Raw genomic sequence first — 20,062 nt, forward strand, 5'->3', positions numbered from 1 at the left:
GGACAGGAACAGACCGATGATCCGTATCCTCTTTTTCCTCGTCGTCGTTTTCGCGCTGGGGTTGGGCTTTGCCTGGCTAGCCGATCGCCCCGGCGACATGATCGTCACCTTCAACGGCTACCAGTACGGCGTGAGCCTGATGGTGGCGGCTGTCGCGGTGACGGCGATCGTCGCGGCGGTGATGATCCTGTGGTGGCTGACCAAATCGATCTGGAACAGCCCCTATACGATCGCGCGCTATTTCCGGGTGCGCCAGCGGGATCGCGGTTATCAGGCGCTGTCGACGGGCATGATTGCCGCGGGCGCCGGCGACGGCGCGCTGGCGCGCAAGATGAACAAGCAGGCAGCCAAGCTGATCCGCTCCGACCAGGAGCCGCTGATCCATCTGCTGGATGCGCAGACCTCGCTGCTGGAAGGCGATCACGAGGCAGCGCGCGGTAAGTTCGAGGCAATGCTCGACGATCCCGAGATGCGGCTGCTTGGCCTGCGCGGCCTCTATCTCGAGGCCGAGCGCCTCGGCGACAAGGCGGTGGCGCGGCACTATGCCGGGCGGGCTGCCGACATTGCGCCGCAGCTTACCTGGGCGGCGGATTCGACCATCGAGGAGAAGGTCGAGCGCGGCGACTGGGACGATGCCCTGAAGCTTGTCGATGCGCAGAAGTCGACACGGCGGGTCGAGCCGGCTGATGCCAATCGCCGTCGCTCCGTTCTGCTGACGGCCAAGGCGATGTCGATCCTCGACACGGACCTGGCCGGTGCAAAGGTTGTGGCAATCGAGGCCAACCGCCTGCGGCCCGATTTCGCGCCGGCGGCACTCATCGCCGCCAAGGTGCTGTTCCGGCAGGACGATATCCGCAAGGGTTCGAAGCTGCTCGAAACTGCCTGGAAGGCCGAGCCGCATCCGGAGATCGCCGAGCTTTACGTTCATGCCCGTCCGGGCGACGCCGTGCTCGACCGGCTGGCACGCGCGAAGAAACTGCAATCGTTGAAGCAGAACCATCCCGAATCGTCGCTTGCGGTGGCGCGTGCTGCACTCGATGCCGGCGAATACAGGCTGGCGCGCGAGGAAGCGGAAGCCGCGATCCGCATGCAGCCGCGCGAAGGCGCCTATCTGGTTCTTGCCGATATCGAGGAAGCGGAAACAGGCGATCAGGGCAAGGTGCGCCAGCTTCTGTCAAAGGCGGTGCGCGCGCCGCGCGATCCCGCCTGGGTGGCGGACGGTTTTGTCTCGGAGCATTGGGCGCCGGCCTCGCCGGTCACCGGCAGGCTCGATGCCTTCGAATGGCGAGTGCCGATGGAACGGCTCGGCCAGATGATCGAGCAGGACGAGCCGGTCAGAGAGAGACCGTCGATCGCGGCACCCGAAATGCCGGTTTCCGACGCGGAAGATGTCGTCGATCTCGTGCCGGAACCGGTTGCGGACACTTCCGCCGGTAGTGCTCCGGTGGAAACCAAGCCGAAGCCGGACAAGAAGCCCAAGCTGGCCGCGGTGCCTGCCGAGAAAGACGCTGCCGATTTGGACAAGGTGCCTTCCGCGGCCGCAATTGCGCCTGATATCGACGTTGCGCAGGAGCCTGACGAAGAGCAACTGCCGCGTCTGCCGGACGATCCCGGTGTCGAGCCGGACGAGACCGCGGAACAAACCCAGCGTCGTTTCCGTTTGTTCTGAGTGTGACGCGGTTCACGCCGTGACGGCTTGAATCGCGATACACTTGATCAGCGCAGTCAAAACCGGCTGTGCCAACAAGTTTTACGGAAAGTTGTCCCTGCCGTGAGTGGACATTCGCGGCGTAGCAAGGATAGCTTTCTCCCATGGCCAAGGACAGCAGCATGTTCGAGCGCGTATTGTCGTTTCTGAAGGATCTGCCGGGCGGTATGCCCGGTGCCGATGCTGCACGCGAGGACGATCCGCGCGTGGCTGCGGCAGCCCTTCTCTATCACGCCATGGATGCCGATGGCGTTCGACAGGATGTGGAATGGGAGCGGCTGAAGCAGCTTCTTTCCGAAGCCTATGGCGTGACCGGCAGCGAGCTTGCCGCCCTTGTTGCCGCCGGCGAAAAGGCCGATAACGAGGCGGTCGACCTCTATGCCTTCACCAGCGTGTTGAAGCGGCATCTCGATGAGCCGGCACGGATCGATTTCATCCGGCTGATGTGGGAGATCGTCTATGCCGACGGTGAGCTTCATGAACTGGAAGACAACACGCTCTGGCGTGTCGCCGAACTGATCGGAGTCGATCGGCGCGACCGCATCGCCATGCGGCAGGCGGTTGCACGCAGCATGCCGGATGCGAAAGGCGGTTCTTCGGATGAATAGAGGGTTTTGATCGGATTCATGCCGCCACGCCAACGGCCTCAGATACTCGTCGTCCTGCATCAGGAAAGTTCCAGCGCTGGACGTGTCGGTCATGTTCTTCTGGAAAACGGTTTCGACCTCGACATAAGGCGGCCGCCGCTGGGTGATGCCTTGCCTGAGACGCTGGATGGTCACGCAGGCACTGTGGTTTTCGGCGGGCCGATGAGCGCCAATGATGAGGACGATTTCGTCAGGCGCGAGACCGACTGGCTGTCCGTTCCGCTAAAGGAAAATCGTCCCTTCCTCGGCATCTGCCTTGGCGCGCAGATGCTGGTCAATCACCTCGGCGGCAAGGTCGAGGGTCACGGCGAGGGGCTGGTCGAGATCGGCTGGTATCCGCTGAAGGCAACGGAAGCCGGCAAGAGCCTGATGCACTGGCCGGAAATGGTCTATCAGTTCCATCGCGAGGGCTTTTCGCTGCCGTCAGGCGCCACTCTGCTTGCCACCTCTGAGACCTATCCAAACCAGGCCTTCCGCTATGGCGAGAACGCCTGGGGCATCCAGTTTCATGCCGAACTGACCCGGGTGATGATGCATCGCTGGGTGGTGCGCGGCGCGCATCGTTTCGAGCTTCCCGGCGCCCAGCCCGGCCGCGACCATCTCGGTGGCCGGATGATCTGGGACATGCACCTCAAGCGATGGCTGATGGAATTTTTGCAGACGATCTTCGGCAAGCCTGTGCAGGGCTAATCGATCGCGTCAATGCCTCCCACCGAGATGGCGGATCTTGCGCAGTTCTGGAAACAGAAACGCCCATATGCCGGCAACCGCGACTGCGCCGACGCCGCCGAACACCACTGCCGGCACCGTGCCGATGAGCGCGGCCATCGTGCCGGCGCGGAACTCGCCGAGTTCGTTGGAGGCGCCGACGAAGACCATGTTGACGGCGTTGACGCGTCCGCGGACATGGTCGGGCGTCCATAGCTGGATCAGCGTTTCGCGGACATAGACGCTGATCATGTCGGTGGCGCCGAGTATGGCCAAGGCCACGATAGACAGCCATGTGATGGTCGACAGGCCGAACACGACGGTGAAGACGCCGAAGAGCGCAACAAAGATGAACATCAGGAGGCCGGCGTGGTCGCGGATGGGATGGCCGGCGAGCCATACGGCGACGCTGAGCGCGCCGATGCCGGGTGCTGCGCGCAGCAGGCCGAGGCCCCAGGGGCCGAGATCGAGAATGTCGCGGGCATAGACCGGCAGCAGTGCCGCAGCGCCCGAAAGCAGCACGGCGAACAGATCGAGCGAGATCGCGCCGAGCACGACCTTTTCGCTCCAGATGTAGCGGAAGCCGGCGAAGAGCGTTTCGAGCGACGGCCTGTCTGTTTCGGTTCTTTGCGCCGGCTTGGGGATGCTGAGCACCAGGAAGCCGCTGGCCAGCATGAAGACGGCAGCTATGCCATAGGCGGCCTCGGCCGACAGGCCGTAGAGCAGGCCGCCGGCGACCGGACCGACGATTGTGGCCGTCTGCCATGCCGAGGAGTTCCAGGCTACAGCGTTGGCGAAATCCTCCTGCGGCACGAGATTGGCGACCAGCGAGGCGGAGGCGGGGCCGAAGAAGGCGCGGGCCACGCCAAACACGGCAAGCACCATGAATACAGGCGCCGGGCTGACAAGGCCGTGCCAGCTGAGCAGCAGCAGGGCCAGTGCGCATATCGCTTCCAGAAAGGCCGAAAGCCCCATGATCAGGCGGCGGCCGAACCGGTCGGCGACGACGCCGGTGACGAGCACCAGAAGCAGGGATGGCGCAAACTGGATGACGCCGACAAGGCCGAGATCGAAGGGATCGCGGGTCAGGTCATAGATCTGCCAGCCGACCGCCACGGAGATGATCTGGGTGGCGAATGTGGCGAGGAAACGGGCCGCCCAGAAGCGCAGGAAGGCGCTGTGGCGAAAGGCGGCGTAACGTTGGTAGGGGACGGGATCTGCTTGCGAGGTCATCAGGAATTTCGGCCAGTGGCGCACGCGTAGATGGTGTTTGCGCCGTTTTATGCGGAGCGCACCATAGACCAGTTTCCAGCGGCATGCGCGATATTCACGGCTGGCCCAGTATTTTTTATCTTGAGCTAAAAGCGCATTCCTGTTGGCAGGTCAGGTCGTCTTGTCATCGAGCATGATGAAGACGCTGGCGATCGCCGCCCCTGCGGCCAACCCAGTGGCAAAACCGGATTCCGGCTTGCCGATCATCATGCCGATGACCGTTCCGACGAGCGCGCAGATCGCCAGACACAGAGCGAACTGAAGCGGTTTCAAACTAGGAACCCCAGCTTGAATCCGGCATCAGCGGAGGGCCTGGTGGCCGAAGCCGCTGGAAGGGTGCGGTTGGCCGATTTTCCTCGATGATGCGATGAACGGCGTAGCCGGCGAGCAGCAGGAAAAGAATTCTCATCGCTTGGCGCCTCTTTTCAGTGGCGAGAAATCGGCGGGCTCGGCAGGCCAATCTCGCATCCAGTTCGGTACGGCAAAGGTAAGCAGCACGTTGAAAAACTTGTACATGGCGGGCTTCCGGCTTTATTCATGTCAATAAGACTCAAGCCCGCAATGAGTTCCCTTTGCCTGCGCTTTCACGCGAATTGTCCCTCGGGTTTCCAGGTCTTCATTCAACAAATTTCATAAACAGCTTCGCTTCAGACGGGGATATTCGGGCCTTGTGCCGGCAAACCAACAGGCAGAAGGTGCCGTCGTTTTGCGCAGGCACGGCATGTGCCTTGCGCCTGATCGACAGGGACCAGCGAAAGTCGAGGAGCGAGAAGGCGCCTGTTGCGCCTTTGAAACTCTCGCTGGCCCGATCAAAATTCCTGGGAGGGAAGCGTGCTGGAAAGACTGTTCAACCTGAAGGAAAACGGGACTTCGGTCCGGACCGAAGTGATCGCAGGCATCACGACGTTCCTGACGATGTCCTACATCATCTTCGTCAATCCCGAGATCCTGTCGTCGACGGGCATGGATCGCAACGCCGTTTTCGTGGCGACCTGTCTTGCGGCAGCACTTGGCACGCTGGTCATGGCGTTTGTCGCCAAATGGCCGATCGGCATGGCGCCGGGCATGGGGCTCAACGCCTTCTTCGCCTTCACCGTCGTCGGCGCCATGGGCTTTTCCTGGCAGCAGGCGCTGGGCGCGGTGTTCATCTCCGGCGTCATCTTCCTGCTCCTGACCGTTAGCGGGATACGAAGCTGGCTGATTGCCGGCATTCCGCAATCGATGCGTAGCGCCATCGCTGCCGGTATCGGCCTGTTCCTGGCGATCATCGCGCTGAAGAACTCCGGCATCGTGGCGGCCAGCGACGCGACTTTCGTGACGCTTGGCGACATCACCAAGACCGGGCCGCTGCTTGCCATTCTCGGCTTCTTCATCATCGCGGCGCTGGACGCCCTGAAAGTGCGCGGCGCGATCCTGATCGGCATTCTGGTCGTCACCGTGCTGTCGATGCTGCTTGGCGTCAGCCAGTTCAACGGCGTGGTTTCCGCGCCGCCCAGCCTGCTGCCGACCTTCCTGCAACTAGACATCATGGGCGCGCTGCATACCGGCCTGGTACATGTCATCCTGGTCTTCGTGCTGGTCGAAGTCTTCGACGCTACTGGCACGCTGATCGGCGTTGCCAAGCGCGCCGGCCTGATCGAGCCGGGAAAGCCGAACCGGCTTGGCCGGGCGCTTCTGGCCGACAGCACGGCCATCGTCGCCGGCTCGCTGCTCGGTACGTCGAGCACCACGGCCTATGTCGAAAGCGCCTCCGGCGTGCAGGCAGGCGGGCGCACCGGCTTGACGGCGCTGGTTATTGCACTGCTGTTCCTGGCAGCGCTGTTCTTCTCGCCGCTGGCCGGCTCGGTGCCTGCCTATGCGACGGCGCCCGCACTTCTCTACGTCGCCTGTCTGATGATGCGCGAGCTGGTCGAGATCAAGTGGGAAGACGTGACGGAAGCAGCACCGGCGGCCCTTACCGCGCTGATGATGCCCTTTACCTATTCGATCGCCAACGGTCTGGCCTTCGGCTTCATCAGCTACGCCGTGCTGAAGACGCTGTCCGGCCGCCCGGGCGAGGTGCACCCGGCAACCTGGATCGTCGCGGCACTGTTCGTGATCCGTTTTGCTTTCTTCGCCGGGTGATCTGATAAGCGCTTGCGGCCTCGCCTATGGCGGGGCCGCCGTCTCGACGATCTACGGGCTGTTTCCGAAATAGACCAAGCGGGTGAAAAGCGTGTAGTCGGCTTCGAACACCATCATCAGCGTGAACACCAGCACCAGCACCGGCGGCAATATGATCGCGTAGGCGAGAGCCAGGCGCTCCCAGGCCATGTGCATGAAGACGGCGACGATGAGGCCGGCCTTCAGCATCATGAAGATCAGGATCAGCGTCCATCTGAGATAGCCGTGGACGCCGAAATAATCGACCATGTAGGAGCAGGCGCTGAGGATGAACAGCCAGGCCCAGACCACTAGATAGAGCTTGATCGGGTGTTCCTGATGCGCGTCGGCCTGCACTGCCGTTGCGTCATGCGTGTGTACGGCGTGCAGCCCGTGCTGTCCTTGGCCGTGTGCGGTTGCTTCAGCCATGTCTCGTCCTCACCAGAGATAGAAAAATGCGAAGATGAACACCCAGACCAGATCGACGAAGTGCCAGTAGAGCCCCATGATCTCGACGCTCTCGTAGTTGCCCTTGCGGCTGGTGAAAAAGCCCTTTCGGGCGGTGTCGTAGTCGCCGCGCCAGACCTTTCGCGCCGTTATGATCAGGAAGATCACGCCTATGGTGACGTGGGTGCCGTGGAAGCCGGTGATCATGAAGAAGGTCGAGCCGAATTGTGCCGCCCCCCATGGGTTGCCCCATGGGCGCACGCCTTCGGTGATCAGCTTGGTCCACTCGAAGGCCTGCATGCCGACGAAGGTAGCGCCGAGGGCTGCGGTCAGGAGCATGAGGATCGCCGTTTTGCGGCGGTCGTGGCGGTAGCCGAAATTCACCGCCATCGCCATCGTGCCGCTGGATGAGATCAACACGAAGGTCATGATCGCGATCAGGATCAGCGGAATTTCCGCCCCCCCGATGTTCAGCGCGAACACCTCGCTCGGGTTCGGCCACGGCACCCGCGTGGACATGCGCGCGGTCATGTAGGAGAGCAGGAAGCAGCCGAAGATGAAGGTGTCGGAGAGCAGGAAGATCCACATCATGGCCTTCCCCCAGGAGACGTTCTTGAACGCCCGCTGATCGGAGGCCCAGTCGGCCGCGATGCCCTGCCAGCCCTCCGGCCGCTGCGCTGTGGGATTGATGTGCGTCACTGTTGTTTCTGCCATGGCCCTAGCTCAGCAATTGGCGGCAAATGTCGATGAAATTGGCAGCCCATCCGGCCAGAAGCACGAAGATGGCGAGCCAGACGAACAGCAGGAAGTGCCAGTACATGGCGCACAGCTCGACGCTCAGGCTCAGGCGCTGCCGGTCGTTCGGCGCGTCGCTCCATGCCTTGGCGGTCGTGCGACCCAATCCGAACAGGCCACCCAGGATATGCAAACCATGCATGCCGGTGATCAGGTAGAAAAAACTGTTGGCCGGGTTGCTCGACAAATAGTAGCCGTCGGCGACGAGATCGCGCCACGCCTGAAACTGGCCGATCAGGAAGGCAAATGCCGTCAGGCCGCCCGTGATGAGGCCTAGCCGAACCATCCTTATGTCCTTGCGGCGGGCGGCTATCAACGCGCATTGCAGCGCCACGCTGCTCAGCACCAGCATGCCGGTGTTCAGCCACAGCAGCTTCGGCACCGGCATGGGCCGCCAGTCGGACAGTCCCATGCGCATGAAATAGGCGCTGGTGAACAGCGAAAACAATGCGCCGACGACAGCGAGGAAGACGCCGAGGCCGAGCTTTGCCGCCGGCATCGAGCCGGATTCCGTGCCGGGAAATGCGCTGACCGAACCCTCTTCAAGCCATGGCTTGGACATCAGCCGCTGATGCGACAGCCACCAGCCGGAGATGCCGACGATAACGGCCAGGAAGACCAGGATGACGCTCATGCCGGCTCCCTCGAGGGGCCGAATGAACCCGGCTCGTTCTGCGGAATGAAGTCTTCCTTGGCGCCCGGCACGCTGTAGTCATAGGCCCAGCGATAGACGATCGGCAGTTCCTTGCCGAAATTGCCATGGGTCGGCGGGGTATGAGCCGTCTGCCATTCGAGCGTGGTGGCCCGCCACGGGTTGCCGCCGGCCTCCTTGCCGTGACGGATGCTCCAGATCAGGTTGAACAGGAACACCAACTGCGCGAAGCCGACGATGAAGGCCATGATGCTGATGAAGGCATTGAGGTGGTGCGCCGATTCGCCAATCAGCCCCATGTCGCTCAATTCGTTGTAGCGGCGCGGCACGCCCATCAGGCCGAGATAGTGCATCGGGAAGAAGATCAGATAGGCGCCGACGAAGGTGACCCAGAAATGAAACATGCCCATGGCGTGATTGAGCATGCGGCCGGTGACCTTCGGATACCAGTGATAGATCGCGCCGAAGATCACCATGATTGGCGCCACGCCCATGACCATGTGGAAATGGGCGACCACAAACATCGTGTCCGAAAGCGGCACGTCGACCACGACATTGCCCAGGAACAGGCCGGTGAGACCGCCATTGACGAAGGTGACGATGAAGCCCAGCGCAAACAGCATCGGGATTGTCAGGTGGATATCGCCGCGCCACAGCGTCAGCACCCAGTTGTAGACCTTGATTGCCGTCGGGATGGCGATGATGAGCGTGGTGGTGGCGAAGAAGAAGCCGAAATAGGGGTGCATGCCCGAGACATACATATGGTGCGCCCAGACCACGAAGGAGAGTGCGCCGATGCCGACGATCGCCCAGACCATCATGCGGTAGCCAAAGATGTTCTTGCGCGCATGGGTGCTGATGAGGTCGGAGACGATGCCGAAAGCGGGCAGCGCGACGATGTAGACTTCGGGGTGGCCGAAGAACCAGAACAGGTGTTGGAACAGGATCGGGCTGCCGCCTGAGTGCTGCAGCTGCTCGCCCATCTCGACGATTGCCGGCATGAAGAAGCTGGTGCCGAGAACACGGTCGAGCAGCATCATGACGCAAGCGACGAACAGCGCCGGGAAGGCCAGCAGCGCCATCACGGTGGCGGTGAAGATGCCCCAGACGGTCAGCGGCATGCGCATCAGCGTCATGCCGCGCGTGCGGCCCTGCAGGACGGTCACGACATAGTTGAGGCCGCCCATGGTGAAGCCGATGATGAACAGGATGAGCGAGGAAAGCATCACGATGATGCCCCAGTCCTCGCCGCCGGGCGTGCCGGCCATGATGGCCTGCGGCGGATAGAGCGTCCAGCCGGCGCCGGTCGGGCCGCCGGGGGCGAAAAAGCCCGCGACCAGCAGCAGCACGGCGAGTAGGTAGATCCAGTAGCTCAGCATGTTGACATAGGGGAAGACCATGTCGCGCGCGCCGACCATCAGCGGGATCAGGTAGTTACCGAAACCGCCGAGAAAGAGTGCGGTGAGCAAATAGATCACCATGATCATGCCGTGCATGGTGATGAACTGGTAATAGGCTTCGGGGGTGATGAAGTCGAAGGTGCCGGGAAAGCCAAGCTGGAGCCGCATCAGCCAGGACAGCACGAGCGCGACGAGGCCGATCGCTAGCGCTGTGCACGAATACTGAATGGCAATGACCTTGGCGTCCTGCGAGAAGACGTATTTCGTCCACCAGCTGTGCGGATGATAGAGTTCCATCTCCGCGACTTCGGCTGGTGGAATAGGTCCGACCGAGCCAGGCGTGACATCGACCATAGGAACACCTCCTTGTTCCTGTTCGGCGGCATTCGGTTGTTCGAATGCCGTCGTCACCCAATCCGCCTAGAAGCCTCCCCGATCAGTGGCTGGCGGGTTCCACTGAACTCGTCTGTTGCGGCGGCGTCAGCTGCGCGAACGTCTGCTGCTGGCCGAGCCATGCCGTGTAATCTTCCTCGGTATCGACCATGACCACGCCGCGCATGAAGGGATGCCCTTGGCCGCAAAGCTCGGCGCAGAGCACTTCGAACGTCCCGGTACGGGTTGGCGTGAACCAGAAATAGGTGACGGAGCCAGGGATCATGTCCATCTTGGCGCGGAATTCGGGCACGTAGAAATCGTGCAACACGTCGATCGAGCGCAAGAGCATCTTCACCGGCTTGCCGATGGGCAGATGCAGGTCGGCCGCCTGCACGATCACGTCGTCCTGGCCGTTGGGATCGTCGGTCTTCAGCCCAAGCGGATTATCGGACGTAACAAGGCTCGTCTCGGCGAGGCCGAGCTTGCCGTCCTTGCCGGGGAGCCTAAAACTCCATTGCCATTGCTGGCCGAGCACTTCCACCTCGGTAGCGTCCGTCGGAACGGTGACGAAGCGGTGCCAGACGAACAGGCCGGGGACCAGCATGGCGGCGACGCCGAAGCCGGTGATGACGGTGAGCCACCATTCGAGCCGCTTGTTCTCGGGCTCGTAATGCGCCTTCTGTCCTTCCTTGTGGCGGAAGCGGTAGACGCAATAGGCCATGAACAGGACGACTGCGGCAAAGACCACGCCAGTGATCCAGAAGGTGATGATGATGGTGTTGTCGATGTAGTTCCAGTTTGAAGCGATGGGCGTCCACCACCATGGGCTCACGAGGTGAAACACCACCGAACCTACGACAACAAGAACGAGTACAAGCACTACGGCCATGTCTCAGTCCTCCCGGTGCCTCGATGAGCGCAATAGGACTCAGAAGCACCGGGGTCATCATAACTTGATTTCTGGTTGTAATTCTAGGGTGTGCCGAAATTCACGCCATGACGGCCTGCAAATGGCGTTTTTCTGCGCTTCCCATAGCGCGGACTATGCGTCGCCGACTGTCATGGGGATGTGATCAGGGGCGGTTAACGTCTCTTTCCGATACAACCGCCGGCTACGGATATCTTGTGTTGCAATTTGTGCGATTGTCGGGCCGGACGGTTTTTGGTAAGCGCTTTTTTGTAGGACTCCAGGACTGCCCCCGCCTGGTGAGACAGCCATTGGCAGAACAAGACCCGTCTTGTTCCGGAGGAGGCAGAACATGTCGATCAATCTTCAGAAGCACGCGAGATCGCTGGCAGCTTGGCTGAGCCAGGCCGACATCGGCTGATGTCGGGACGGGCATGCCTGCCGGCCTTTCCGGCCCAGGACAATTATCGTTTCGTGGCGAGGATGCGGAGACAATTTTCATGCTGAAATTTTCGTTGGGCTGTTTCGCCGGCCTTGCGGCATCTCTTCTCGTCGGAACCGCGGCATGGGCCGACGATTCAGCCCCGCGCCTGACGATCGAGGCCCGGCTCTTCGGCAGCACGACGGGGCAATTGTCCGAAAATGTCCTGGGGGCGGACGGTCCCGAACTCGGCAATGTCGTGATGGGGGAGAACGCTTCCACGTCGACATTCGTCACGGTTCACATCACCGCCGAGCCGCCCCTGCCGGCTGGCGCCAAGGTAAGGCTTCTCGCCGTCGAGCTCGCGAGCGAAGGGCAGACGGAAACGTCGCCATCAGGCGGTGCCTTGCTGGACAGCGCCGTCGATGTTCCACCCACGGCGGCGGGCAACAAGGACACCTATGTGGGCTTCTGGCTGGCCGATACCGGCTGCATGCCCATCGCACTCAAAGCGGAATTGGTGGCACCGGAAGCTCCCACGGCTTCCGCCGACGCCACGCTGGATTTCACCTGTCACGAATAATTCGACCGATCGAGGAGGTTCAAAATGCAGGCAATTGCTGGGTCCGTCGGCGACGGCGGCACGAATACCGGTTCCGATGTAGCACTCATTCAGGTCATGCTGATGAAGGTCCAGCAGCCGGCGGGGAGAGGGCCTTACCTGGCTTCCTATGACGGCGCCTGCGGGGCCGGCACCATTGCTGCGATCCGGCAGTTCAAGATCGACCAGAATGTCGAGCCGCAGACGCCGGCAGCGGCAGTCAGAGGCGTGATCCAGCCCAATGATGCGGCGTGGCGGCGTCTGGCGGACGCGGTGCCTCAGGCATTCCAGGGCTTGAGGGTGCTGCCGTCGGGCAGGACCGTCTATCTGGAAGCGAGTGCCCAGCAGCGGGACGCCAAGATAACGAATGCCGCGACCTACACTTTCGCACCGGCGTTTCGTGTGAAGGTCAACAGGTTGATCAACCGCATGCACGCCGTCCACGGCATCGCGATCGGCGTCTGCCCGCAAGGCGGTCGTCGCAGCTTCCAGGAGCAGTATGAACTGTTCACCAGCGGCCGAGGTGTGACAAATGCGGGTCCGGGCGAAAGCAATCATAATTTCGGCATGGCCGCCGATATCGGTTTTGCCGGCCTGCGCTGGCTGCGCAGCGATGGCACCGTGGTGGAAAACGAAGGCCACTGGCTCGGCCAGATGCACCGCGTGTCGGCCGAACAGGAGCTGAAATTCTGGGATGCTTTGCGTACGGTCGGGACCAGCAATGAGGTCGGCGCCTATCGCGGCCCGGCCGGCGATCGGCCACATCTCCAGAACTGGAGCGATGCCGGTGTGTCGATGGCCCGCAGCCTTGCCGCCCACCTGACCCGCTCCGGCACCATGCATTGGGAGCGCGCCGGCCGCGTCTATCAGAGCGATCTCGGTTTAGGTGGTGCTCTCTATGCAGTCGGCACGGCAGCGCAGATATGGGCGGGCAATGCGACCATCGACGCAACAACACTGACGCGTGCGCGCGCCGCTGCCCGGCCTCGCGCTGCGGCACTGCCGGTGGCCGCGAGGCAGATGGCAGGGGCTCCGGTTCGCCCTGGCGCGGCACCTGCCGTCGCCGGATAGCCCGCTCAGGCGACCGCCGCGGATGTTGCCGCGATGCGCAGGGCTTTGCGGGCAGAATTCGAGCGGGCCGACCGCAACTGGAGCGCCTGGTTGCCCTCATAAAGAGGAGCCTGCGGGAGCGGGGCGGCAGATAGGCAAGCCATGCTGTCGGCGCAACTGAGTTCAGGAGGAGCAGAAATGGTGTCGATGCCGGTTGCTGCCAGCCGGCAATCCACAGCCAATCGGAAGGCGGCTTAGAGTTTTCTTGCCAGGAAAAATGATTTCTCCCATGGTTGGCATGCTCAAGGTAGCGCTTCTCAATCTCCATCTCAGGAACCTCGCATAATGTTGAAAATGTTATCCGCCTCATCGCTCGCTGCCGTTGCAGTGCTGCTAAGCGCGACGCCGCGGGCCAATGCGGAGACGATGACGCCAAAGGTTCTGGTCATCACCATGTTCGGTGGCGAAACGAAGCCGTGGCTGGAGGGAGAGAAGCTCGACCGGAAAATAGCGGTCCCGGGGTTGTCCAAGGAGTATCCCGAGGTGGCCTGCGACGAGAAAGGCCTTTGCGTGATGACCACTGCCATGGGCTACGCCAACGCCGCCAGCTCGGTGTCGGCGCTGGTCTATAGCAACCTTTTCGATCTCAAGCAGACCTATATCCTGATTGCCGGCATCGCTGGCGTCGACCCGGAAGAAGGCACGCTGGGCTCGGCCCACTGGGCACGCTACGCCGTCGACGGCGGGCTTCGCCACGACATCGACCCGCGGCAGATCGCGGCGGATTGGCCGAGCGGCATCGTCGCGCTGGGCGCGAGCAAGCCGGGCGAAAAGCCGAAATGGGCCGCCGGCACCGAAGTCTATCAGCTCAACGAACCGCTGCTGCAGAAAGCTTTCGCACTGAGCAAGGACGTTGAACTGGCCGACAACGACGATGCGAAAGCCTACAGGGCGTCCTATCCATCGGCGCCGGGCAACGCGGCTCCGGCTGTCAGCATTTGCGACACTGTGTCGATCGACACCTATTGGCACGGTTCGAAGATAGCCGAAGGAATGGGCGCCTGGTCGACCATGATGACGGATGGCAAGGCAAACTATTGCACGACGCAGATGGAGGACAACGCCTCGCTCACCGCCTTGCGCCGTGCCGCCGATGCCGGGCTTTTGAACTTCGATCGCATAGCCCTGCTACGAACCGCTTCCAATTTCGACCGCGAAGCGCCAGACCGCCGCACAATCATTGTCAGCCAAGTCCGGCGGCTTTGGTCCTGCCACCGCCAATGCCTATCGTGTGGGCGCCAAGGTCGCCCATTCGATCATCGAAGATTGGGATGGCTGGGAAAAGGGCGTGCCGAACCAGTAGGCGAACGTCGCAGGCTTATCGTCGGCGCTCCTCGTCAAGGGGAGCGCCTCTTGCCCTCGATCCTTCGAGCGACTGCAACGTACGGCAATCTCACGCGATCCGGCTTTTTTCGGAAACGAGGCCGTTGGTGGAGCTGAGGAGGATCGAACTCCTGACCTCGTCATTGCGAACGACGCGCTCTCCCAGCTGAGCTACAGCCCCGTCCAACGGCTGGCGATATTTATGGTTTCGCAGCCCGCCATGTCAAGCAAGCACATCGGCGGGCGGATGGCGGGGCTGCGACGTAGAGCGCCGGGCCTTGCCGCACCGGCGTGCAGTCGTTACATGTCGGAACTTCAATGGAGAACGGCATGCTCGCCCTCATTCAGACCCTGGTCCTGGCGCTGGACATCTACTGGTGGATACTCATCGGCTCGGCCATCTTCTCATGGCTCTATGCGTTCAACGTGGTCAATTCCCGCAACCAGTTCGTCGGGGCGATCGGAAGCTTTCTGTTCAAGGCTACCGAGCCGGTGCTGGCGCCCATACGCCGCATCCTGCCGGACCTCGGCGGCATCGATATCTCGCCGATCATCGTCCTTCTGCTCATCTTTTTCCTGCGGCAGTTCATTCTGACCACCATCGCGCCGATCCTGCTCTCGTAGGATTTCATGGCCGGCTTCTTCCGGGCGCATGAGCATGGCGTGGATGTCTTTGTCCGTCTGACGCCGCGCTCTTCCCGGGATGCCATCGAGGGCGTTGCGGCGGGCGCGGATGAACGGTCGCATCTCAATGCCCGCGTGCGCGCCGTGCCGGAAAAGGGTGCCGCCAATGCAGCGCTTGAAAAGCTTCTCGGCCCGGTCCTCGGCGTAGCGCGCGGCGACGTCTCGGTCGTTGCCGGCGGCACCTCGCGGCTGAAAATGGTTCGTGTGATGGGCGATCCGGCACTGCTTGTGCGCAGGCTTGAGGAACTGGCGGGCCAGGGCGGTTCGGGTTAGCATCGCGCGTGCTGCAACCGGAGGATTTCGCCTTGAGACCATTGCTTCTCGGCCTGATGCTTGCCGGCTTCTGCCATTCGGCCTTTGCCGACGAGATTTCGAGTGCCTATACCGATCTCGATATTGGCAAGGACTGCGCGACGGTGGCCGCGGCGGCCGAAGGCGATGGCCAATGGGCCAATTTCGTCTGTCCCGGTTACCGCGGCTTCCCGGTGCTCCTCTATGACGACGATGCACGCCAATCCGCTTTCTACGGTTTCCCGCCGCCCGGCGACATGGCGCCGGTGTGGGAAAGTTTCGCCGCCTTCAATTCGGTCGGCGCGAAAATCGAATGGCGTGTCGAGACCAAGGGCGACACGGCTATCCCCTTTGCCGCGATCCATCGCCGCCTCGTCAGCGATCCGGAAGACCCGGAAAAGAAAATCGAAGTGCTTGTGGTGTCGCGGGTCGCGCAGTTGACCGACGGCAAGAGCTGCGTCGTCGGACTGGTGGTCGCGAGCGGCAATCCGACCGCCAACGACATGGCGCGAAAGCTAGCGGACGAGCAGGCGCGCGACTTCGCCTGCGGTGCCGACGAGCGGGTTCAGGTCAGCGGTGAGGTGCCGCTGCCCGAATTCACCCGCCAGGAGGAGCTGGAACAGTGACTGCGTCTACGGCCCGTCGATAAGGCGCGCCATGAAAAAGCCCGCCCCGATAGAATCGGCGCGGGCTCTGGTTTCCTGCGGTTTCGACGGAGGCTTACGCCTTCGAAGCCTTACCGCGCTCTACCGCTTCGGCGATCATCTGCTTGGCGCGGGCGGAATCGTGCCAGCCGCCGATCTTGACCCACTTGCCGGGCTCCAGATCCTTGTAGTGCTCGAAGAAGTGCTGGACCTGCTGCAGCGTGATCTCGGGCAGCTGGTTGTATTCGAAGACGTTTTCGTAGCGCCGCGTCAGTTTCGGCATCGGCACCGCGATGATCTTCTCGTCTTCGCCGGCATTGTCTTCCATCACCAACACGCCGATAGGGCGCACATTGATGACGCAGCCCGGAAACAGAGCGCGCGTGTTGCAGACCAGAACGTCGATCGGATCGCCGTCGCCCGACAGAGTGTGCGGGACGAAGCCGTAATTGCCGGGATAGCGCATCGGCGTGTGCAGGAAGCGGTCGACGAACAGCGTGCCGGATTCCTTGTCCATCTCGTATTTGATCGGCTCGCCGCCGACCGGAACCTCGATGATGACGTTGACGTCTTCAGGTGGGTTGTTGCCCGTGGAAATCGCTTCGATGCGCATGGTGGGAAAATCTCCGTTTCGGCGCACCGAATAGCGGGCCGACGCGCTGCGCGCAACTGCGCCAAACATCTCTTTGTGTGACAGAATCTTTCGGACCCGGTCAGTCCCAGACGAAGGCGACCTTGCGCAATGCCTTCTGGTCGAAAACTTCCACGCCCTCGGCGACATCGCGGCCGCCGGCGCCGGCATAGAAGGCCACCGCGTTGGCGTTGTCTTCCAGCGCCCAGACGACCATGCCTTTCAGGCCATGGTCGGCGAGTTTTTCGCGGGCGGCGGCGAACAGCCGGCTACCCAGGCCGACGCCCTGATATTCGGGACGCAGATAGAGTTCGTATATCTCGCCCTGCTGCGGCAGGTCGCGGGCGCGGTTGCGTCCGACCGTCGCATAGCCGGCAACCTTGCCGCCGATCTCGACCACCAGAACGGTCGCAGCGCGACGAATCGCATTGGCCCACCATGCGCTGCCGCGCCGGTTGATCATCGCGTTCAAAGCACGGTGCGGGATGATGCCGGCATAAGCGCCGTTCCATGCGGCGTGATGGACATCGGCGATGTCATCTGCGTCGTGCGGTTCCGCTTTTCGAATGTCTATGCTCAGCGTCTTCATGGTTCGTTAACCATAGCCGCTGATCTGTGGTCATGGCAAGCAAGCGATGATCGCCGATGGCCCGCTTTTAACAAGCTCCTGACAGATTTTCAGATCTCGACCAGATGGTCGTCGAGTTCGTTGACGTCGTCGGTGCTGATCGGGAAATGGGTAACCAGCATGCTGCCGACCGTTGCGATTGCCCGCACGAAACCGTCGGGCAACCTGTCCTGCCTGGCATGTTCCGTGAGTTCGCGGATGACGTCGTCCCATGCTTCCTGCGGCACATGCTGGTTGATGCCAGCGTCGGCGACGACTGCGGCATAGCGCTCGGCCAGTGAAACGAAGATCAGAACGCCGGTCCGTTCTGTGGTCAGATGGACATTGCGGGCAAGGAATTGCTTCGAGGCATTGCCATGCGCGCGACGGTAGCGGAGGCCGCGCGGCACCAGCAGAATCCGCAGGGATGGCACCAGCCACAGCAGGATGAGCGCGCTGGCGGCTGCCAGCAATTGCGCCGCGACGAAAACCGGCGCGCGAACGCTGACCCACCAATATTCGAGCCCGAAGGCGACCAGCAGGCTGAGGACCAGGATCGTCGCAAGGATCATGAAGCCGGCCGGAAAGAAATAGCTGTCGCTGGAGCGTGCGACGACGCAGTAGATTTCGCCGGCCGTATCCTTTTCGGCGGCGCGAATCGCTTCGGCAATGCGGGCGTGGTCTTCGGCGCTCATGGTTTGTACCGGTGTCTGCATCTACCAGCTCCCCGATGATCCGCCGCCGCCCGACGAGCCACCACCGCCGGAAAAGCCGCCACCACCCGACGACCAGCCGCCGCCACCGCCACCGGATGACCAGCCTCCTCCGCCCGAAGTCCAGCCGCCGCGCGACGACCGGCCCGAACCGGTGCCATAGTTGAAATCCATGCCGAGCCATCTGTAGCGGCCGGGTCCGATCTTGGTGCCAAGCATCGGCGGCAGGATGTTTATGGCAAAGCCGCCGAAGAACAACGTTCCCCAGATCAGCAGGAAAATCACCAGCGCGATGTCGACCGGCTCGGAATCGTCGCTCTGGTTGCGCTTGGCGCGGGCTTCGAGTTCGGCAGCGTTGCCTTCGAGAACCATGGTGATGTCGTCGACAGCGCCCGAAATACCGCCGGAAAAATCTCCGGCGCGGAAGGCCGGAACCATGGTGTTTTCGATGATGAGTTTCGAGTGCAGGTCGGTCAGCGTGCCTTCAAGTCCATAGCCGACTTCGATGCGCATCTTGCGGTCGGCTTGCGCGACGAGCAGCAGGACGCCGTTGTTCTCGCCAGCCTGACCCAGCCCCCAAGCGCGGAACAGCCGGTTGGCGTAGGGCTCGATCTCCTCGCCGTCGAGGCTCGGAATGGTGGCGACGACGATCTGGTCGGAGGATTTCTGCTCGAATGCCGCAAGCTTCTGTTCAAGGGCGGCGCGCTCAGCCGGGCTCATCATGCCGGCGCTGTCGACAACGCGGCCCGTCAGGGCCGGCAGCTCGGCGGCCTGGGTAACGGCACAGAAAGCCAGAAGCGCAAAGAGCAGGCCGACAAGGAAATGCGCCTGCCGGCCCATGCGAGCCGGAAGAGCGCGTTGCCATCTGGCGCCGGCGTCAATCATCGCTGCCTCGGATCAATCGAATACACAGCCCTGGCTGCCTCGGCCGCTCTTGGCCTCAGTTGAACTTGACCGCCGGCACTTCCATCTTGTCGTCCGGCACGGTGAAGTTCTGGAAGGGCTGGTTGTTGGTGAACCACAGCTTGGCCCAGATGAGGGACGGGAAGGTTTTTAGCGTCGTGTTGTAGACCCTCACGGCCTCGATGTAGTCGCGGCGGGCAACCGCGATGCGGTTCTCGGTGCCTTCGAGCTGCGCCTGCAAAGCGAGGAAGTTCTGGTTGGCCTTCAGGTCGGGATAGTTTTCGACCACCGCCAGCAGTCGCGACAGGGCGCTGGTCAGGCCGGACTGGCTGTCCTGGAAGGCCTTGAATTTTGCCGGATCGTTGAGCGCCTCGGGCGGCAGCGTCATTTGCGTTGCCTTGGCGCGCGCCTCGACTACGCCTTCGAGCACGTCCTTTTCATGGGAGGCATAGCCCTTCACAGTCTCGACGAGATTCGGGATCAGGTCGGCACGGCGCTGGTACTGGTTCAGCACCTCGCTCCAGGCCGCCTTGGCCTTTTCCTCATTCGTGGGGATGGTGTTGTAGCCGCAGCCGGCCAGAAACGGCAATGCGATCGCCATCAACAGGAATGCGGGAAGCATGCGGATGGTTGGAAATGGCATAAGGCGCTGGGCGAACATGGAATATCCCCTGGATCATGATCGGACGCGCAAGAAGTATCACAATCACCGCATAAGGAAACGGGTTGTGAACCCAGGTGCTTAACAACCATGATGTCAGGCGGGTTCCGGACTGTGAATGGATATGCGAACGCGGTAGACTCCGCGGGAACAAGGATTTTAAACGTGGCAGACCGGGACAAGGACAGTAGCGCCGAATCACGGCGCATTCTCGATCGTATTGCGCGCGAGGCCGACAGCAGCGGCTCGTCGCTGGTTTCGCGTACGGTCAAACGCGCCCGCGATCACGTCTCGGCTGCAGACGTCGATGAAAAGGATTGGGTCGACCATCTCGGCACGCGCATCGGCCGTGTGCTCGGGTTGGTGATCTGCGTCGGGCTTCTGGCCTGGCTGGTAATGTTTCTGGTGCGGGGCGCTTGA

General features: G+C 62.1%; 23 protein-coding genes, 1 tRNA gene and 1 pseudogene. 11 read left to right on the forward strand and 14 right to left on the reverse strand.

Annotated features, from left to right (window positions below):
• Positions 1-16: 16 nt before the first annotated feature.
• The 3 genes from G6N74_RS13325 (at position 17) to G6N74_RS13335 (ending at position 3,045) form a co-directional block, all read left to right on the forward strand.
• Positions 17-1,669 carry a heme biosynthesis protein HemY gene (locus tag G6N74_RS13325; protein WP_165118076.1) on the forward strand — a complete coding sequence of 551 codons (1,653 nt, stop codon included), beginning with the start codon at positions 17-19 and terminating at the stop codon, positions 1,667-1,669.
• 161 nt (positions 1,670-1,830) lie between these two features.
• On the forward strand, positions 1,831-2,316 hold the full coding sequence (locus G6N74_RS13330; RefSeq protein WP_165118850.1) for a tellurite resistance TerB family protein: 486 nt from the start codon (positions 1,831-1,833) through the stop codon (positions 2,314-2,316).
• 18 nt (positions 2,317-2,334) lie between these two features.
• Entirely contained in the window at positions 2,335-3,045 is a 711-nt protein-coding gene (locus G6N74_RS13335) for a glutamine amidotransferase (RefSeq protein ID WP_165118078.1), read from the forward strand.
• 9 nt (positions 3,046-3,054) lie between these two features.
• Here the strand turns inward: G6N74_RS13335 and G6N74_RS13340 are convergent, their stop codons facing one another.
• The 3 genes from G6N74_RS13340 to G6N74_RS31160 form a co-directional block, all read right to left on the reverse strand.
• Entirely contained in the window at positions 3,055-4,296 is a 1,242-nt protein-coding gene (locus G6N74_RS13340) for an MFS transporter (protein ID WP_165118080.1), read from the reverse strand.
• Between the two features lie 150 nt (positions 4,297-4,446).
• Positions 4,447-4,608, reverse strand: coding sequence for a hypothetical protein (locus G6N74_RS13345; protein WP_165118082.1), 162 nt, complete (start codon positions 4,606-4,608; stop codon positions 4,447-4,449).
• Position 4,609: 1 nt separating this feature from the next.
• On the reverse strand, positions 4,610-4,744 hold the full coding sequence (locus G6N74_RS31160) for a hypothetical protein (RefSeq protein WP_281353975.1): 135 nt from the start codon (positions 4,742-4,744) through the stop codon (positions 4,610-4,612).
• A 422-nt stretch (positions 4,745-5,166) separates the two neighbouring features.
• Between G6N74_RS31160 and G6N74_RS13350 the strand changes: the two genes are divergently transcribed.
• On the forward strand, positions 5,167-6,459 hold the full coding sequence (locus tag G6N74_RS13350; RefSeq protein ID WP_165118084.1) for an NCS2 family permease: 1,293 nt from the start codon (positions 5,167-5,169) through the stop codon (positions 6,457-6,459).
• Between the two features lie 51 nt (positions 6,460-6,510).
• Here the strand turns inward: G6N74_RS13350 and G6N74_RS13355 are convergent, their stop codons facing one another.
• The 5 genes from G6N74_RS13355 to coxB all read right to left on the reverse strand — a co-directional run bounded on the left by G6N74_RS13355 (position 6,511) and on the right by coxB (position 11,035).
• Complete coding sequence (locus G6N74_RS13355) at positions 6,511-6,906, reverse strand: cytochrome C oxidase subunit IV family protein (RefSeq protein ID WP_165118086.1); 396 nt, start codon at positions 6,904-6,906, stop codon at positions 6,511-6,513.
• Positions 6,907-6,915: 9 nt separating this feature from the next.
• Positions 6,916-7,638 carry a heme-copper oxidase subunit III family protein gene (locus G6N74_RS13360; protein ID WP_165118088.1) on the reverse strand — a complete coding sequence of 241 codons (723 nt, stop codon included), beginning with the start codon at positions 7,636-7,638 and terminating at the stop codon, positions 6,916-6,918.
• A gap of 4 nt (positions 7,639-7,642) precedes the next feature.
• Positions 7,643-8,353 (reverse strand): cytochrome c oxidase subunit 3, encoded by a 711-nt coding sequence (locus G6N74_RS13365; protein WP_165118090.1) that lies wholly within the window; start codon positions 8,351-8,353, stop codon positions 7,643-7,645.
• Positions 8,350-10,125, reverse strand: coding sequence for a cytochrome c oxidase subunit I (gene ctaD, locus G6N74_RS13370; protein ID WP_165118092.1), 1,776 nt, complete (start codon positions 10,123-10,125; stop codon positions 8,350-8,352). Before ctaD ends, G6N74_RS13365 begins: the two co-directional genes overlap by 4 nt.
• Before the next feature lie 82 nt (positions 10,126-10,207).
• Positions 10,208-11,035, reverse strand: coding sequence for a cytochrome c oxidase subunit II (coxB, locus tag G6N74_RS13375; RefSeq protein ID WP_165118094.1), 828 nt, complete (start codon positions 11,033-11,035; stop codon positions 10,208-10,210).
• Between the two features lie 518 nt (positions 11,036-11,553).
• Between coxB and G6N74_RS13380 the strand changes: the two genes are divergently transcribed.
• The 3 genes and pseudogenes from G6N74_RS13380 to G6N74_RS13390 all read left to right on the forward strand — a co-directional run bounded on the left by G6N74_RS13380 (position 11,554) and on the right by G6N74_RS13390 (position 14,488).
• On the forward strand, positions 11,554-12,057 hold the full coding sequence (locus G6N74_RS13380; protein WP_165118096.1) for a hypothetical protein: 504 nt from the start codon (positions 11,554-11,556) through the stop codon (positions 12,055-12,057).
• 24 nt (positions 12,058-12,081) lie between these two features.
• Positions 12,082-13,146, forward strand: a complete 1,065-nt coding sequence (locus tag G6N74_RS13385) for a M15 family metallopeptidase domain-containing protein (RefSeq protein WP_165118098.1) — start codon at positions 12,082-12,084, stop codon at positions 13,144-13,146.
• A gap of 324 nt (positions 13,147-13,470) precedes the next feature.
• A pseudogene (locus tag G6N74_RS13390) lies at positions 13,471-14,488 on the forward strand (purine-nucleoside phosphorylase).
• A gap of 125 nt (positions 14,489-14,613) precedes the next feature.
• Here G6N74_RS13390 and G6N74_RS13395 read toward each other — a convergent pair.
• Positions 14,614-14,689: transfer RNA gene (locus G6N74_RS13395), tRNA-Ala, on the reverse strand.
• A 149-nt stretch (positions 14,690-14,838) separates the two neighbouring features.
• Between G6N74_RS13395 and G6N74_RS13400 the strand changes: the two genes are divergently transcribed.
• Genes G6N74_RS13400 through G6N74_RS13410 form a run of 3 tightly spaced genes read left to right on the forward strand, consistent with a single transcriptional unit; the run spans position 14,839 to position 16,109 of the window.
• Positions 14,839-15,132: a YggT family protein gene (locus tag G6N74_RS13400; RefSeq protein WP_165118100.1), complete on the forward strand. Its 294-nt coding sequence runs from the start codon at positions 14,839-14,841 to the stop codon at positions 15,130-15,132.
• 6 nt (positions 15,133-15,138) lie between these two features.
• Positions 15,139-15,465 carry a DUF167 family protein gene (locus G6N74_RS13405; RefSeq protein ID WP_165118102.1) on the forward strand — a complete coding sequence of 109 codons (327 nt, stop codon included), beginning with the start codon at positions 15,139-15,141 and terminating at the stop codon, positions 15,463-15,465.
• 32 nt (positions 15,466-15,497) lie between these two features.
• Positions 15,498-16,109: a hypothetical protein gene (locus G6N74_RS13410; protein ID WP_165118104.1), complete on the forward strand. Its 612-nt coding sequence runs from the start codon at positions 15,498-15,500 to the stop codon at positions 16,107-16,109.
• Positions 16,110-16,203: 94 nt separating this feature from the next.
• Here the strand turns inward: G6N74_RS13410 and ppa are convergent, their stop codons facing one another.
• From ppa to G6N74_RS13435, 5 genes are all read right to left on the reverse strand, one after another.
• Positions 16,204-16,740, reverse strand: a complete 537-nt coding sequence (gene ppa / locus G6N74_RS13415; protein WP_091908882.1) for an inorganic diphosphatase — start codon at positions 16,738-16,740, stop codon at positions 16,204-16,206.
• A 100-nt stretch (positions 16,741-16,840) separates the two neighbouring features.
• Complete coding sequence (locus tag G6N74_RS13420) at positions 16,841-17,347, reverse strand: GNAT family N-acetyltransferase (protein ID WP_165118106.1); 507 nt, start codon at positions 17,345-17,347, stop codon at positions 16,841-16,843.
• Positions 17,348-17,436: 89 nt separating this feature from the next.
• The gene (locus G6N74_RS13425) at positions 17,437-18,081 is read right to left on the reverse strand and encodes a TPM domain-containing protein (RefSeq protein ID WP_165118108.1); all 645 of its coding nucleotides are present in this window, start codon (positions 18,079-18,081) and stop codon (positions 17,437-17,439) included.
• Positions 18,082-18,918, reverse strand: a complete 837-nt coding sequence (locus G6N74_RS13430; protein ID WP_165118851.1) for a TPM domain-containing protein — start codon at positions 18,916-18,918, stop codon at positions 18,082-18,084.
• A 100-nt stretch (positions 18,919-19,018) separates the two neighbouring features.
• Positions 19,019-19,642, reverse strand: coding sequence for a LemA family protein (locus G6N74_RS13435; RefSeq protein ID WP_165118110.1), 624 nt, complete (start codon positions 19,640-19,642; stop codon positions 19,019-19,021).
• Positions 19,643-19,807: 165 nt separating this feature from the next.
• Here G6N74_RS13435 and G6N74_RS13440 point away from each other — a divergent pair, with 165 nt between their 5' ends.
• The gene (locus tag G6N74_RS13440) at positions 19,808-20,062 is read left to right on the forward strand and encodes a hypothetical protein (protein WP_165118112.1); all 255 of its coding nucleotides are present in this window, start codon (positions 19,808-19,810) and stop codon (positions 20,060-20,062) included.

Source organism: Mesorhizobium zhangyense (assembly GCF_011045115.1).
In the GTDB taxonomy this organism is placed as follows: Bacteria; Pseudomonadota; Alphaproteobacteria; order Rhizobiales; family Rhizobiaceae; genus Mesorhizobium_M; species Mesorhizobium_M zhangyense.

Coding starts and splice junctions, on each gene's coding strand:
- G6N74_RS31160 (WP_281353975.1), bottom strand. CDS start 4,744: ATGAGAATTCTTTTCCTGCTGCTCGCCGGCTACGCCGTTCATCGCATC.
- G6N74_RS13365 (WP_165118090.1), bottom strand. CDS start 8,353: ATGAGCGTCATCCTGGTCTTCCTGGCCGTTATCGTCGGCATCTCCGGC.
- G6N74_RS13335 (WP_165118078.1), top strand. CDS start 2,335: ATGCCGCCACGCCAACGGCCTCAGATACTCGTCGTCCTGCATCAGGAA.
- G6N74_RS13420 (WP_165118106.1), bottom strand. CDS start 17,347: ATGAAGACGCTGAGCATAGACATTCGAAAAGCGGAACCGCACGACGCA.
- G6N74_RS13325 (WP_165118076.1), top strand. CDS start 17: ATGATCCGTATCCTCTTTTTCCTCGTCGTCGTTTTCGCGCTGGGGTTG.
- G6N74_RS13405 (WP_165118102.1), top strand. CDS start 15,139: ATGGCCGGCTTCTTCCGGGCGCATGAGCATGGCGTGGATGTCTTTGTC.
- G6N74_RS13425 (WP_165118108.1), bottom strand. CDS start 18,081: ATGCAGACACCGGTACAAACCATGAGCGCCGAAGACCACGCCCGCATT.
- G6N74_RS13430 (WP_165118851.1), bottom strand. CDS start 18,918: ATGGGCCGGCAGGCGCATTTCCTTGTCGGCCTGCTCTTTGCGCTTCTG.
- G6N74_RS13355 (WP_165118086.1), bottom strand. CDS start 6,906: ATGGCTGAAGCAACCGCACACGGCCAAGGACAGCACGGGCTGCACGCC.
- ctaD (WP_165118092.1), bottom strand. CDS start 10,125: ATGGTCGATGTCACGCCTGGCTCGGTCGGACCTATTCCACCAGCCGAA.
- G6N74_RS13340 (WP_165118080.1), bottom strand. CDS start 4,296: ATGACCTCGCAAGCAGATCCCGTCCCCTACCAACGTTACGCCGCCTTT.
- G6N74_RS13435 (WP_165118110.1), bottom strand. CDS start 19,642: ATGTTCGCCCAGCGCCTTATGCCATTTCCAACCATCCGCATGCTTCCC.
- coxB (WP_165118094.1), bottom strand. CDS start 11,035: ATGGCCGTAGTGCTTGTACTCGTTCTTGTTGTCGTAGGTTCGGTGGTG.
- G6N74_RS13380 (WP_165118096.1), top strand. CDS start 11,554: ATGCTGAAATTTTCGTTGGGCTGTTTCGCCGGCCTTGCGGCATCTCTT.
- G6N74_RS13400 (WP_165118100.1), top strand. CDS start 14,839: ATGCTCGCCCTCATTCAGACCCTGGTCCTGGCGCTGGACATCTACTGG.
- G6N74_RS13330 (WP_165118850.1), top strand. CDS start 1,831: ATGTTCGAGCGCGTATTGTCGTTTCTGAAGGATCTGCCGGGCGGTATG.
- G6N74_RS13360 (WP_165118088.1), bottom strand. CDS start 7,638: ATGGCAGAAACAACAGTGACGCACATCAATCCCACAGCGCAGCGGCCG.
- ppa (WP_091908882.1), bottom strand. CDS start 16,740: ATGCGCATCGAAGCGATTTCCACGGGCAACAACCCACCTGAAGACGTC.
- G6N74_RS13385 (WP_165118098.1), top strand. CDS start 12,082: ATGCAGGCAATTGCTGGGTCCGTCGGCGACGGCGGCACGAATACCGGT.